Below are 13,529 nucleotides of genomic sequence, written 5' to 3' on the forward strand. Positions count from 1 at the left end.
GCCAGCGTGAGAAGGAAGTTTTTGCTTTTTTTACTATTATTTTCTTATTTCAATATTCTTACGGCAGTTCCGGGTTATTGTAACCTACCATTGGCGTTGAGAGCTAATTGCACGTACCTTACTGCAATTGGAGATACAGAAGAAATTGAGGATGCAAATGATTCTTTTGTAGAGTTTGTTTTAAAAGATATTTTACATTTAGAAGAGCAATCTGATAGCGGCGATATCGGAACGCATTATGTAAAAACAGCTTCGATCCCTCACAATTTACTTTGCCAAGCAACTATTGAAAAAGCGGACTTCAATCCAATTACGGCTTATTCATTCGAAGCAATAAGTGCATTACCACAAAGACATTATTTCAGTTACGCTGAATTAATCAAGCCAAAATATTACCATTATCTCTTTCTGCTGACTCCGTTTTAGTCATTTGATTTTGCATAAGCATTTCTATGTCCAATAATTAACACGTATTAATTTATTGGAAAACTGTTATATCTATTCGAATAATAAACACATGTTACATCTAATCAAATAACTAATCTGGCAATTAAATATGTCGCGCTATTATATTATTTTATTATGTTCCCTATTGGGAATTTTCAGCTGTAAAACCAACGCAAACGAATCAAGCGAAGAGAGTTCTGTACCCGTGTTACCCATCACTCATCCTGTAATTAAAGATACATTGATGGATCAGCCTTATGTCACCAACATACAAGCGATCAAAAATGTAGAAATTCGATCTCGCGTTCGTGGAATTTTGGAAAATACTTTCGTCGATGAAGGTGAAGTGGTAAAAAAAGGACAAGTATTATTCAAAATTTCAAATGACGAATTACAAATCCAATTAGATCAGTCTAAAGCAGCTGTTAGCAGTGCTATTGCAGATGCATCTGCTGCCGAGATCGAGCAAAATCGTGTTCAAGGTTTGGTCAAGAAAAAAGTCGTTACACCGTCCGAATTAGATCTTTCGAAAGAAAGATTATTGGCATTGCAAGCCAAAGTTGCCGAAGCAAAAGCAATTCGAGACAATTTTGCGAAACAATTATCTTACACTTATATCAAAGCGCCTTTCAATGGTGTGATTGACAGACTGCCACTTAAAGTGGGTAGTTTAGTTGAAGAAGGTTCGCTATTTACCAACATTTCCGACCTGACGACAATGTTTGCATATTTTGATTTACCTGAAACAGAATATCTCAAATTGATTCGTGCAAATGCAGATAACAAAAGTGCCATTTATAGTGACAGCGCCTCTTTATTGTTGACAGATGGAAGCCCATATCCCTATAAAGGAAAAATTCAAAGATCTGAAAGCGTCATCGATCCAGGAACGGGTTCTATCGCTTATCGTGCTATTTTTTCCAATCCATTGAAAATATTGCATCATAATTCCTCTGGTACCGTCATTTTACACAAAGAAGTAAAAAATGCTATTTTGATTCCGCAAAAATGTGTTTTTGAAATTCAAGATAAAAATTATGTATTTGCTGTCAATGATAGCAATGTGGTACATATGAAAAGCTTCGAACCAGGAAGCCGTGTAGGTAAATATTACATTGTTCTTTCAGGCATTGACTTGAAAGATAAAATTGTCTATGAAGGAGTCCAAAATCTTCGCGACGGAATGAAAATCGAGATTCGCAAGAATTAGATTTTCCATTTTTTCATTTTAAAATGTAATTATTCATGACCTCATTATTTATAAAAAGGCCAGTATTGTCGCTGGTTATTTCTCTCATTATTTTATTAGTTGGATTATTGGCACTGAATAAATTGCCCGTAACTCAATTTCCGGATATCGTACCTCCTTCCGTAACTGTAACTGCAAAATATACGGGAGCGAATGCCGATGTATCTGCAAGAGCTGTTGCGATGCCGATAGAACGCGCCATCAATGGAGTACCAGGAATGACTTATATGTCAACAGTAACGAGCAACGACGGTATTACCGTAATCCAAGTTTTCTTTGAAGTAGGAATTGATCCTGACTTGGCGGCAGTGAACGTTCAAAATAGGGTGACAACGATTTTAGATGAATTACCAGAAGAAGTCATCAAAGCGGGTGTAACTACGGAAAAAGAAGTCAATAGCATGTTGATGTATCTCAATCTTACCAGTAAAGACACGACTTTGGACGAACAATTTATTTTCAACTTTGCAGATATCAATATTTTACAAGAGTTAAAGAGAATTGATGGCGTTGGTCGTGCAGAAATCATGGGCCAACAAGAATATGCGATGCGCGTATGGTTGCGACCAGAAAAAATGTTGGCATTCAATGTTTCTACGGAAGAAGTTATCAATGCGCTACGCAAACAAAATGTAGAAGCGGCACCAGGAAAAGTAGGGGAAAGTTCAGGGCAAAAATCTCAAGTATTACAATATGTAGTACGTTATTCGGGCAAATTTTTTGAACCATCCCAATATCGTGATCTAATTATTCGTGCCAATCCAGACGGTTCAGTTTTAAGAGTTCGTGATATTGCTGAGGTTAAATTTGGATCTGCAACTTATGGAATGCTTTCCAAAACAGATGGTCGCCCATCGGCATCTATTATGGTCAAACAAAGACCTGGTTCTAACGCAAAAGAAGTCATTGAAAATATTAAATCCAAAATGACGGAGTTGAAAAATACCAGTTTTCCTCCCGGAATGGAATTTAATTTAGCCTATGACGTGAGTCGCTTTTTGGATGCGTCCATTAATGAAGTTGTACATACTTTAATAGAAGCATTTATCCTAGTATTTATAGTTGTATTTATCTTCTTGCAAGATTTTCGTTCGACATTAATTCCTGCTATTGCAGTTCCGGTGGCACTTATTGGAACGTTTGCGTTTCTTAATATGTTAGGTTTCTCTATCAATCTATTGACCTTATTTGCATTGGTTCTGGCGATTGGAATTGTAGTTGATGATGCAATTGTAGTAGTGGAAGCGGTTCACGTAAAAATGGAAGAAGAATTCTTGTCTCCTTTAGATGCATCCATTGCAGCGATGAAAGAAATTAGCGGAGCCATCATTGCAATCACATTGGTCATGTCTGCCGTATTTATCCCCGTGGCGTTTATGTCTGGTCCTGTCGGCGTATTTTATCGACAATTTTCATTGACATTGGCATTTGCCATATTAATTTCTGGTGTAAATGCATTGACATTATCGCCTGCCCTATGTGCTATTTTATTAAAAAATAACCATACAAAAGAAGGTATAAAAGTTCCCCCAAAAGAGAAGAAAAAATGGAATTTACTAGCCAATTTTTTCAAAAAATTCAATCAAGGCTATAGTAAAGTGGAGAACAAATACAAATACATTTTATCCAAAATGGTAGAGAAAAAATGGCTTACAATTGGAGTCGTTGTTCTTTTTACCATTGGCATTTGGATAGTAAATAAATCACTGCCAACCGGATTTATCCCAACGGAAGATCAAGGAATGATCTATGTAAATGTTACCACACCTCCAGGTGCAACCGTTGAAAGAACAGAAAAAGTATTGGCATCGATCCAAAAAGAAGCCGAGAAATTAGATGCGGTAGAAACTGTATCTACACTTTCAGGTTATAGTTTGGTCAATGAAGTTGCAGGTGCCTCTTATGGTATGGGAATGATCAATTTAAAAGGCTGGGAAGAGCGAAAAGAATCAGTCGATGACATAATTGCGCAACTCAAAAAGAATACTAAAAAATACACCGACGGACAGATAGAATTTTTCCCTCCACCGACAGTTCCTGGTTTTGGTAATTCAAGTGGTTTTGAATTTAGAATTTTGGATAAAACGGGAAGTGGGGATGTTCAGTATACCGCACAAGTAACAAAAGACTTTATTGAAACGCTAAAAAAACGTAAGGAAATAGGAAGTGCATTTACCACATTTGACGCTAGTTTCCCTCAATACATGATCAATATTGACTATGATATGGCGGCAAAAAGAGGCGTTACAGTGGACAATGCAATGGGAAATTTACAAACATTGTTGGGTAGTACATATGCTACAAATTTCATTCGTTTTAATCAAATGTACAAGGTCTATGTACAATCAGGACCAGAATACCGTGCGCAACCATCCGATATATTAAAATTATATGTAAAAAATGATAGTGGTTCGATGGTACCCTATAGTTCGTTTGTTTCTTTAGAAAGAGTATTTGGTCCAGAACAATTGACACGTTACAATATGTACACGTCCGCAATGTTAAACGGAGATGCAGCACAAGGTTACAGCAGCAGCGATGCGATTAAAACATTGGAATCTGTATCCAAGGAAAAATTGCCTCGCGGTTTTAGTTTCGAATGGTCTGGAATGACAAGAGAACAAATATTATCAGGCAATCAAACAATTATGATTTTCGGTGTCTGTTTGCTATTTGTTTATCTATTATTGTCTGCACAATATGAAAGTTTCCTATTGCCTTTAGCCGTATTATTGAGTTTGCCGATTGGGATTTTCGGTTCTTTTCTTGTATTGAAATTGGCAGGCTTGGAAAATAATATTTACGCGCAAGTTGCATTAGTCATGCTCATAGGATTATTAGGAAAAAATGCCATATTAATTATTGAAATAGCAATTCAGCGACATACCAATGAAGGGCTATCCATTACAAAAGCAGCTATTGAAGGCGCGGCATCCCGTTTGCGTCCCATATTGATGACTTCATTTGCATTTAATGCAGGTTTAATTCCACTATGTATTGCTAGTGGTGCGGGTGCATTAGGCAATCGTTCTATAGGAACTGCCGCCGCTGGTGGCATGTTGATTGGAACCATTTTTGGCATATTTATCATCCCAGGCTTGTACGTCATTTTTGCATCAATGTCGGAGAAAAAACAAACTGCAAAAGTCACAAAATCGACTCATTAATATTCAAATATTAATAATTCAAAATGAAATATATTTCTTATTTATTTTCCATAATTATCGTTGTATTTTGGGGTTGTAAGACACCTCAAATTGCAACCTTACCAACAGCACCATCTTTACCTGAATCTTTTGATTCCAATCAAGATACTGCGTCTAATATTTCGCAACTACCTTGGAAGACTTTTTTTCCAGATACGTCCTTATGCCAATTGATTGATACGGCACTTATTTACAATCCGGATTTACTCATTGCCAATCAAAAAATTCAAATTACGGGCGTTTATTTACAAATGGCGAAAGGTGCGCTTCTCCCCTCTTTAACCTTTGATGTCAATGCATCTGGCACACACTATGGGAAATATACGATGGACGGAGTCGGTAATTATGACACCAACCTTTCGGATAATATTACCGATAACCAAAAAATCAATGAGCAATTTTCGCCCAATTATTGGTTGGGTTTCAATAGTTCGTGGGAAGCGGATCTCTGGGGTAAATTGCGCAACAAAAAGAAGGCGGAATTATCTAAATATTTGGCAAGTAGTGAAGGTAAAAATCTGGTGCAAACGATCTTAATTTCTCAAGTCGCTGGTTTGTATTACACATTGCAAGGTTTGGATAAAGAAAAAAACATATTAGAACAAAACGAAGTTTTGCAACAAACCGCTTTGGATAATGTGAAAGCCTTGATGGATGGCGGTCGCGCAACGCAATTAGCAATCCAACAATTTCAAGGACAATTACTCAATACGCAAGCATCTCAGACAACGATTGACCAAAAAATCAAAGCAACAGAAAATCAATTAAATACACTCATCGGAACTTTTGGTAAAAAAATAGATCGAGATACTACATTTTTACAAAATGAAAAAATGCAACAAATCAACATTGGTTTTCCATCCGAATTATTGCAAAATCGTCCTGATATCAAAAGTGCATTGTACAGTTTAGAATCCGCTAAAGCAAATGTAAAATCTGCGAAAGCTGCTTTTTTACCTTCATTCAAAATAGATGCATTTGCAGCATTTAACGCATTTAATGGCACATTTTTATTTAACGGAAAATCTATTGCTTATTCGCTCGCTGGTGGGTTATCCGCACCTATTTTTCTAAAAAATCAATTAAAAGCGAACTTTAATATTGCTACAGCCGAGCAACAAACTGCCTTTTACGAATTTCAAAAAAGTACACTTAATGCATACCAAGAGGTTGCAACAAGTTTCAATAATTTAGAAACGAATAAAAAAATAATGTCTCAAAAAAGTCAAGAGGTAAAAGCCTTGCAAGATGGCGTCATTTCGGCAAATGATTTATATTTTGGCGGTTATGCTGGTTATTTGGAAATTATTTCCGCACAGAAAAGTATGTTACAAGCGCAATTGGAACTTGTAAATAAACAAAAAGACATCATGCTCTCCATTGTTGACATATACCGCTCTGTTGGCGGCGGCTGGAAATAAACTATAAAAAAATAGGATAATTTACATGTAAAATGTATATTTAAGGCAATCATACATATATGTTTGCAAACAATCTTTTACTAGTTATTATCCTATTGATGTTAGTTGCCATGCTTTCTATGGCAAGTCAAAAAATGAAGATTTCGTATCCGATTTTTTTGGTTATATCTGGTTTATTGATAGGAATGTCGCCAAAAGGATTGCATATATCTTTAGATCCAGATTTAGTATTTATAATATTCTTACCTCCTTTATTATTCGAGGCAGCGTGGAATACCTCTTTTAGCCAATTATTAAAATTTAAACGATCCATCGGACGTCTATCACTTGGATTAGTATTTTTTACATCACTGACGGTCGCATTAGTAGCACATTATTTTATCCCGGGTTTTGGATTAGCTCTTGGATTTGTACTTGGAGGTATTATTTCTCCACCTGATGCTGTTGCAGCCACATCTGTATTGAATGGACTCAAAGTCCCATCCAAAGTTAAAGCTATATTAGAAGGAGAAAGTCTGATTAATGACGCATCCTCTCTCGTTGTATTTAGATTCGCGTTGGCGGCTGTGCTCACTGGACAGTTTGTATTTTGGAAAGCAGGCGCAAGTTTTTTTTGGATTGCTGGTTTGGGTATTTTTATAGGATTGGCAATTGCTGTCATCGTCTATTTCTTTTTGCGTTTTCTACCAACAACACCGAGTATTGACACGACAATTACATTCATATTTCCATATTTAGCCTATTTAACAGCGGAGCATTTTGATGCATCAGGAGTTTTGGCGGTAGTTTCGGGAGGTTTGCTTTTAAATTCCAAGTCAAATATTATGCTTTCGTATAATTCACGATTGCAAATGAGTAGTGTTTGGGACATGATGGTCTTTCTGATGAATGGTGTTATTTTCATGCTCATAGGATTACAATTACCAGATATAATTGACGGCTTGGGTGAATATTCATTGAAAGAAGCAATTGGCTATGGTCTCCTTATTAGTTTGACTGCAATTATAGTTCGTTTTTTCTGGGTATTTCCTTTGACCTCTTTTACAGAAAAAGTACGTGGAAAATTTGGGAAAAAATACATGCAACCCTTTTCAACAGAATGGAAATCTTATTTCATTATTGGTTGGAGTGGTATGCGTGGTGTCGTCTCGTTGGCATCTGCATTATATATCCCTTTTAAGATGGCAAATGGGGATGATTTTCCACATAGAAATTTAATTTTGTTCATCACTTTTGTGGTCATATTTGTCACTTTGGTGATTCAAGGATTACTCTTACCATTCATTATTAAATGGTTACATATTGAAGTGAATGACAACTCACAAGCATCCATTGGCTCAATCAATGTGCTCATAGCTGAGCAAGTATTAAGTTTTATGCATGAAAAATATGAAACTGAGTGTGAAAATAATGCAAGCTTTATCCGAATTAGAGATTTTTACAATCAGATGTTGGAAGACAATGAAGAACGTCCGGTTGTCACAGAAGATGCAAAAAGAGAAAATAGCATGTCTAAATTCAATCAATTACTATTGGAAATCATTGATCTAAAACGGAAAAGCTTAACCAAATTACGTATAGAACAAACCTATCCAGAATATATTATCCGGAATAAAGAGAATGAATTAGATCTAGAAGAAGCTAGATTACGCAAAATCAAACATTAATTTTTTTACTATATTAACACCAATCGAGATTAATTTCACTTACATTTGTTAGTATATTATTTCATTTTAAATATTGCGATTATGAAAAAGGAAATGAATCTAACAAAAGCAGAAATCATGAATCATTTAAATGGGTTCATGGATCAAGTAAAGTCATTAAACGAATCTGTGGATTTGGATAGGTTAAAATCCATCCATCGTGAATTAGAAGGCTTTCTGAGCCGATTAATTTCGGACGACCATGATGTTTTTTTCGAGAGTTTGAAGGTCTACAATCAGACAGGAACATGGTGTAATAAAACCTTTTTGAAACGCATCATCCAACATTTCCAAGAGAAATGGTCCTTGCAGCCTAAAGTATTTGTATACTAATGATTTGCTTGATTGCCCTTAAAGGAGAAATAACGTTGAGAAAAATAACTGAAAGCCGTAACCAATACAACATTTACATAATAGGAAGGCGTTGGCCACCAATGAAAAACACCTACAAATAATTTCATCAACGCATAATTGAGTATTAAACAAATGATCACCACAACAAAATACCTAAATAATTGTATTTTTTTTGATAATTCCGAACCTTGAAATACGACAAACATACTCAGATAAAATCCAATCGGAAAAGTGATCAAAAAAGCAATAAACAATGTAGCGATATTTGCAGAAATTACAATTGGTCCTAGATACACAATAGATTGCTCTAAAATAAAATTGTAAATCAATGGATACAATACAATACTTAGTCCAAGATTAAACCCTCCACACGCTGCATATCTAAAGGTCTGTAAGGGTAAAAATCGGCGAAATGGAGGATAGAAAAAATCTATCGTCGACAAAATAGACTGCTTTAATAAAGTATGAATCTTGTACATAATGGCGCGCGAAGATAATCAAAAGCCTTATATAGAGAGAATTTGTCAATTCGATAATTTGAAGATGTATTGATAATTAAGAGATTGACACAACATTCATAATTCAAAATTCATCATTCATAATTTCTTTGTACCTTTGCGGTCCCGAATCAAAATCCTCGGGGAAATTTTTATGAGCGAAAACAATATTGTAAATCCAAACGCTGAAGCACAGGAGAATGCACCAGTAGCTACTGAGGCAACTACAGCGACAACAAATGCACCTGCGCAAACTGAAGTAGAAGCTCCGGCAACTGCTCATGATGACTTCGATTGGAGTGTTGACAAACGTAACGTTTCTCATTACACAAAAGAAGAACAAGAAAAATATGATCAAGTGTACGAAAATACATTTGTTCAAATTGAAGATGGTGAATTAGTTGAAGGTCTTGTCGTTGGTTTGACTAAAACTGATGGCGTGATCAACATCGGATTCAAATCTGATGGTTTGATTTCTTTGAACGAATTCCGTGATCTTCCATCTTTGTCTATTGGTGACAAAGTAGAAGTTATGGTTGTAGAAAAAGAAGACCGTCAAGGACACTTACATTTAAGTCGTCGTTCTGCTCGTATCTTCCGTGCTTGGGAAAAAATCGTTGAAGTTCACAAAACTGGCGAAATTGTTACAGGTACAGTTACTAGCAAAACTAAAGGTGGCTTGATCGTAGATGTATTCGGAATGGAAACATTCTTACCAGGTTCTCAAATTGATGTTAAACCAGTAACTGATTACGACCAATTCGTAGGCAAATCTATGGAATTCAAAGTTGTTAAAGTTAACGAAACCATCAAAAATGCGGTTGTATCTCACAAAGCTCTTATCGAAAGCGATATCGAAGCTCAACGTGCAGAAATCATCAGCAAATTGGAAAAAGGTCAAGTATTGGAAGGTACTGTTAAAAACATTACAGACTTCGGTGCATTCATGGACCTTGGTGGCTTAGACGGTTTGTTATATATCACAGATATTTCATGGGGACGTATTTCACACCCATCAGAAGTGTTGAAATTAGACCAAAAATTGAACGTTGTTGTATTAGATTTCGACGACGACAAAAAACGTATCAGCCTTGGCTTGAAACAATTGACTCCTCATCCTTGGGATGTATTACCAGAAACAATTGTAGAAGGTGCTAAAGTAAAAGGTAAAGTAGTTAACATTGAAGACTACGGTGCTTTCTTGGAAATCTTACCAGGTGTTGAAGGTTTGGTTCACGTAAGTGAAATTACTTGGGCAAATACTCCAATTAACGCTAAAGAATTCTTCAAACTTGGCGACGAACACGAAGCTAAAGTTGTTACATTAGATAAAGAAGCTCGCAAAATGAGCCTTTCTATCAAACAATTAACAGAAGATCCTTGGGATACTATCGAAAATAAATTCCCTGAAAACAGCAAACACGCTGGTTTAGTTAAAAACATTACTCCTTACGGTGTATTTGTTGAATTGGAACCAGGTATTGGCGGTATGATCCACATCAGCGACTTAAGCTGGTTGAAACGCTTCAATCACCCATCTGAATATGTAAAAGTTGGTGACAGCATCGATACTATCATCTTAGCTATCGATAAAGAAAACCGCAAATTACAATTAGGACACAAACAATTGGAAGAAGATCCTTGGAATGCATTGGAAGATACATTCGCTATCGGTTCTATCCATGAAGGTACTGTTATCCGTAAAGATGACAAAGGTGCTATCGTACAATTACCTTACGGTTTGGAAGGATTCGTTCCTAACAGACATTTGGCTAAAGAAGACGGTTCATCTGTAGCTTTGGATGAAACTAATAACTTTGTAGTTATCGAATTTGATCGTAATGAAAAACGTATCGTTTTAAGTCACGCTCGTATTTGGGAACAAGCTCAACACGCAGCTGAAGAAGCAGTGAAAAAAGAAGCTCGTGCTGAACAAGAGTCAACTAAACAAGCAGTTAAAAATATCCAATCTCAAAACAAGAATGAAAAAACAACTCTTGGAGATTTAGGTGCTTTAGCTGAAATTAAAGCTAAATTGAAAGAAGAAGAAAAAGGTTAATAATCATCTTTTCCAACTTTTCACAGCATAAAGAAACGCCGTTCAGATTTAATCTGGGCGGCGTTTTTAACTGTATATCTTATAAGTATTTTACAATGAGACTCCCCTTTTCCAAGGAATAAAATCATCTTGATTTAATGCCATTGCTTTGGTAATCATTTTACCACTTGCAACTTTGATACATAATTCTAATATTTCTTCTGCCATTTGCTTAATATTTTTTTCACCATAAATAATTGCACCAGTATCTATATCAATAATGTCAGACATTTTTGTAGCTAATTGAGAATTACTTGCCACCTTAATCACTGGACATATAGGATTTCCAGTTGGAGTACCTAAACCAGTTGTAAACAATATAAGAGTTGCTCCTGCTGCTGTTTTACCAGTAGTCGCCTCAACATCATTACCAGGAGTACAAACTAAACTCAGCCCTGGTTTAGTCGCTTTCTCAGTATAATCTAATACATCGATAACAGGAGAAGTTCCTCCTTTCTTAGCCGCTCCTGCGGATTTTATCGCATCGGTTATTAATCCATCTTTAATATTACCAGGAGAGGGATTCATATAAAAACCAGAACCTACATTTTCCGCTTGTTGATTGTATGTTTTCATTAAATCAATAAACTTTTCAGCGGTTTCTCTTTCTGTAGCTCGATCTATTAAATTTTGCTCAACACCACATAATTCAGGAAATTCAGCTAATAAAACTTTTCCACCTAATGCTACTATCATATCTGCTAAATAGCCAACTGTAGGATTTGCAGATATACCACTAAACCCATCACTTCCTCCACATTTAACGCCAATAACCAAGTTGTCCAAACTTGCAGCTTTCCGCTCTATTTTATTAATTACCGACAAACCTATAATAGTTTCACGAATAGCATCTCTAATCAATTGATCCTCACTTTTACTACTCTGTTGTTCAAATATTAAAAGCGGTTTATCAAAATCAGGATTACGTTCAAATAAATCCTTTTTAAAATTAGCCACTTGTAAATGTTGACATCCCAAACTCAAAACAGTTATACCTGCTACATTTGGATGATCAGCATAAGCTGCAAGTAATTTACTCAAAGTCTCAGCATCTTGTCGAGTGCCGCCACATCCACCTTCATGATTTAAAAATTTTATTCCATCTACATTTGGAAAAATACGGTGAGTAGGAATACTAGCTTCTTTTATCTTAATTACCTCTTCCGATAAATCGTTTCCATTTTTATACAAATCCAATAATTGACGAGTGTAATCTTTATATTTATCTATTACACCATATCCTAATTCATTCCAAAGGCATTCTTTTATCACATCCAAATTTCTATTTTCACAAAATACCGTCGGGATAAAAAGCCAATAATTTTCAGTGCCTACACGTCCGTCACTACGATAATATCCATCAAACGTTCGACCTTGAAATTTAGTAATATCTGGAATTGTCCAATGATAATCTACTGATCTATAATAAAATGGCAACGCAGCATGTTTTGTATTTTCAACCGTCATACGACTCCCCATAGGAATGAAATTTTGAGCCTTACCGACCAAGACACCATACATCATGATCTCATCTCCGAGTTTCATATCTTGCATGAAAAATTTATGCTTCGCAGGAATATCCTCAACCAATGTGTAATTAATACCTTCGTACGTTACAGTATCGTCCTTTGATAAATCTTGTAATGCTACCAACACATTATCTTTTGGACTCACTTTTAATACTTTCGCAGACATCTATTATAATTTGAAACGATAAATACTTTTATAAAATAAATCAACAAAACACACTTAGGCATTAGCTAAAGCTCGATCCAGATGTACATAACCGCCATCTACATGTATTAATTGTCCAGTTGTATGTGAAGATTTTTCTGACAATAAAAAAATTGCCATATCTGCAATTTCTTCTACAGTTGTCATTCTTTTTCCTAAGGGTATATTTTTAGTTATTGATTGTAAAGATTCTGTAGGGTTCGTTAAAGTTTCAATCCAAGTTTCATATTGCGGAGTCATGCACTCAGCGACAATTATGGCATTAACCCTTATATTATATTTTAATAGTTCTACCGCCCATTCTCTTGTTAATGCATTTCTTGCACCATTTGACGCCGCATATCCAGAGGTATTTCCTTGTCCTGTTTCAGCTGTTTTGGAAGAAATATTTACAATAGCTCCTTGTGATTTTTTAAGATAGGGCAAACTATAGTGTGCCAATAAATAATAATGAACTACATTTTTGTGATAAGATTTTAAAAAATCTTCATAATTGCCATTTTCTAAACCCACACCATCATTTTGTCCAGCATTATTAATCAACCCATCAATCCTTCCATACTGCGCTATTACTTTATTTATTACCCTCTCTATAGAAAACGGATCAGACAATTCTGCCTCAATTTGAAAGCCTTTATTCAAACTAGTAAGCATTTTTACATTATCTTCTTCACTTCGTCCAATTATTACAGGAATAGCATCTTCTTGAGAAAGCGCTTTTACAATCCCTGCGCCAATACCCTTTGCTCCTCCGGTGACTATAATTACTTTATCTTTTAAATTTAAATTCATAAGAAAATTATTAAAATCATAGATT

Annotated in this window: 10 protein-coding genes; 7 read left to right on the plus strand and 3 right to left on the minus strand. The window is 35.5% G+C overall.

What is annotated here, in order from left to right; all coding sequences use genetic code 11:
• Positions 1–6 precede the first annotated feature (6 nt).
• The 6 genes from E0W69_RS10485 (at position 7) to E0W69_RS10510 (ending at position 8,362) form a co-directional block, all read left to right on the plus strand.
• The gene (locus E0W69_RS10485) at positions 7–426 is read left to right on the plus strand and encodes a hypothetical protein (protein ID WP_131330011.1); all 420 of its coding nucleotides are present in this window, start codon (positions 7–9) and stop codon (positions 424–426) included.
• 130 nt (positions 427–556) lie between these two features.
• Positions 557–1,657 carry an efflux RND transporter periplasmic adaptor subunit gene (locus E0W69_RS10490; RefSeq protein WP_131330012.1) on the plus strand — a complete coding sequence of 367 codons (1,101 nt, stop codon included), beginning with the start codon at positions 557–559 and terminating at the stop codon, positions 1,655–1,657.
• A 35-nt stretch (positions 1,658–1,692) separates the two neighbouring features.
• Complete coding sequence (locus tag E0W69_RS10495) at positions 1,693–4,863, plus strand: efflux RND transporter permease subunit (protein WP_131330013.1); 3,171 nt, start codon at positions 1,693–1,695, stop codon at positions 4,861–4,863.
• A gap of 23 nt (positions 4,864–4,886) precedes the next feature.
• A complete protein-coding gene (locus E0W69_RS10500; protein WP_131330014.1) occupies positions 4,887–6,323 on the plus strand; it encodes a TolC family protein in 1,437 nt (478 codons plus the stop codon).
• A gap of 59 nt (positions 6,324–6,382) precedes the next feature.
• Positions 6,383–7,990, plus strand: a complete 1,608-nt coding sequence (locus E0W69_RS10505) for a Na+/H+ antiporter (protein WP_131330015.1) — start codon at positions 6,383–6,385, stop codon at positions 7,988–7,990.
• 81 nt (positions 7,991–8,071) lie between these two features.
• A complete protein-coding gene (locus E0W69_RS10510; protein ID WP_131330016.1) occupies positions 8,072–8,362 on the plus strand; it encodes a hypothetical protein in 291 nt (96 codons plus the stop codon).
• Here the strand turns inward: E0W69_RS10510 and E0W69_RS10515 are convergent.
• Positions 8,359–8,862 carry a GtrA family protein gene (locus E0W69_RS10515; RefSeq protein ID WP_225321230.1) on the minus strand — a complete coding sequence of 168 codons (504 nt, stop codon included), beginning with the start codon at positions 8,860–8,862 and terminating at the stop codon, positions 8,359–8,361. The two genes, E0W69_RS10510 and E0W69_RS10515, sit on opposite strands and share 4 nt — an antisense overlap.
• Before the next feature lie 172 nt (positions 8,863–9,034).
• On the opposite strand from E0W69_RS10515, the gene rpsA reads away from it, so the two are divergent.
• The gene (gene rpsA / locus E0W69_RS10520; protein ID WP_131330018.1) at positions 9,035–10,939 is read left to right on the plus strand and encodes a 30S ribosomal protein S1; all 1,905 of its coding nucleotides are present in this window, start codon (positions 9,035–9,037) and stop codon (positions 10,937–10,939) included.
• Positions 10,940–11,029: 90 nt separating this feature from the next.
• On the opposite strand, the gene E0W69_RS10525 is transcribed toward rpsA, so the two are convergent.
• Together E0W69_RS10525 and E0W69_RS10530 are read right to left on the minus strand one after the other, a co-directional pair.
• Positions 11,030–12,673, minus strand: coding sequence for a UxaA family hydrolase (locus tag E0W69_RS10525; protein WP_131330019.1), 1,644 nt, complete (start codon positions 12,671–12,673; stop codon positions 11,030–11,032).
• A gap of 54 nt (positions 12,674–12,727) precedes the next feature.
• Positions 12,728–13,504 (minus strand): L-fucose dehydrogenase, encoded by a 777-nt coding sequence (locus E0W69_RS10530; RefSeq protein ID WP_131330020.1) that lies wholly within the window; start codon positions 13,502–13,504, stop codon positions 12,728–12,730.
• Between the last annotated feature and the right edge of the window lie 25 nt (positions 13,505–13,529).

Origin of the sequence: Rhizosphaericola mali (assembly GCF_004337365.2) — a bacterium.
GTDB classification, from domain to species: Bacteria; Bacteroidota; Bacteroidia; order Chitinophagales; family Chitinophagaceae; genus Rhizosphaericola; species Rhizosphaericola mali.

Coding starts and splice junctions, on each gene's coding strand:
- E0W69_RS10490 (WP_131330012.1), top strand. CDS start 557: ATGTCGCGCTATTATATTATTTTATTATGTTCCCTATTGGGAATTTTC.
- E0W69_RS10495 (WP_131330013.1), top strand. CDS start 1,693: ATGACCTCATTATTTATAAAAAGGCCAGTATTGTCGCTGGTTATTTCT.
- E0W69_RS10500 (WP_131330014.1), top strand. CDS start 4,887: ATGAAATATATTTCTTATTTATTTTCCATAATTATCGTTGTATTTTGG.
- E0W69_RS10505 (WP_131330015.1), top strand. CDS start 6,383: ATGTTTGCAAACAATCTTTTACTAGTTATTATCCTATTGATGTTAGTT.
- E0W69_RS10510 (WP_131330016.1), top strand. CDS start 8,072: ATGAAAAAGGAAATGAATCTAACAAAAGCAGAAATCATGAATCATTTA.
- E0W69_RS10515 (WP_225321230.1), bottom strand. CDS start 8,862: ATGTACAAGATTCATACTTTATTAAAGCAGTCTATTTTGTCGACGATA.
- rpsA (WP_131330018.1), top strand. CDS start 9,035: ATGAGCGAAAACAATATTGTAAATCCAAACGCTGAAGCACAGGAGAAT.
- E0W69_RS10525 (WP_131330019.1), bottom strand. CDS start 12,673: ATGTCTGCGAAAGTATTAAAAGTGAGTCCAAAAGATAATGTGTTGGTA.
- E0W69_RS10530 (WP_131330020.1), bottom strand. CDS start 13,504: ATGAATTTAAATTTAAAAGATAAAGTAATTATAGTCACCGGAGGAGCA.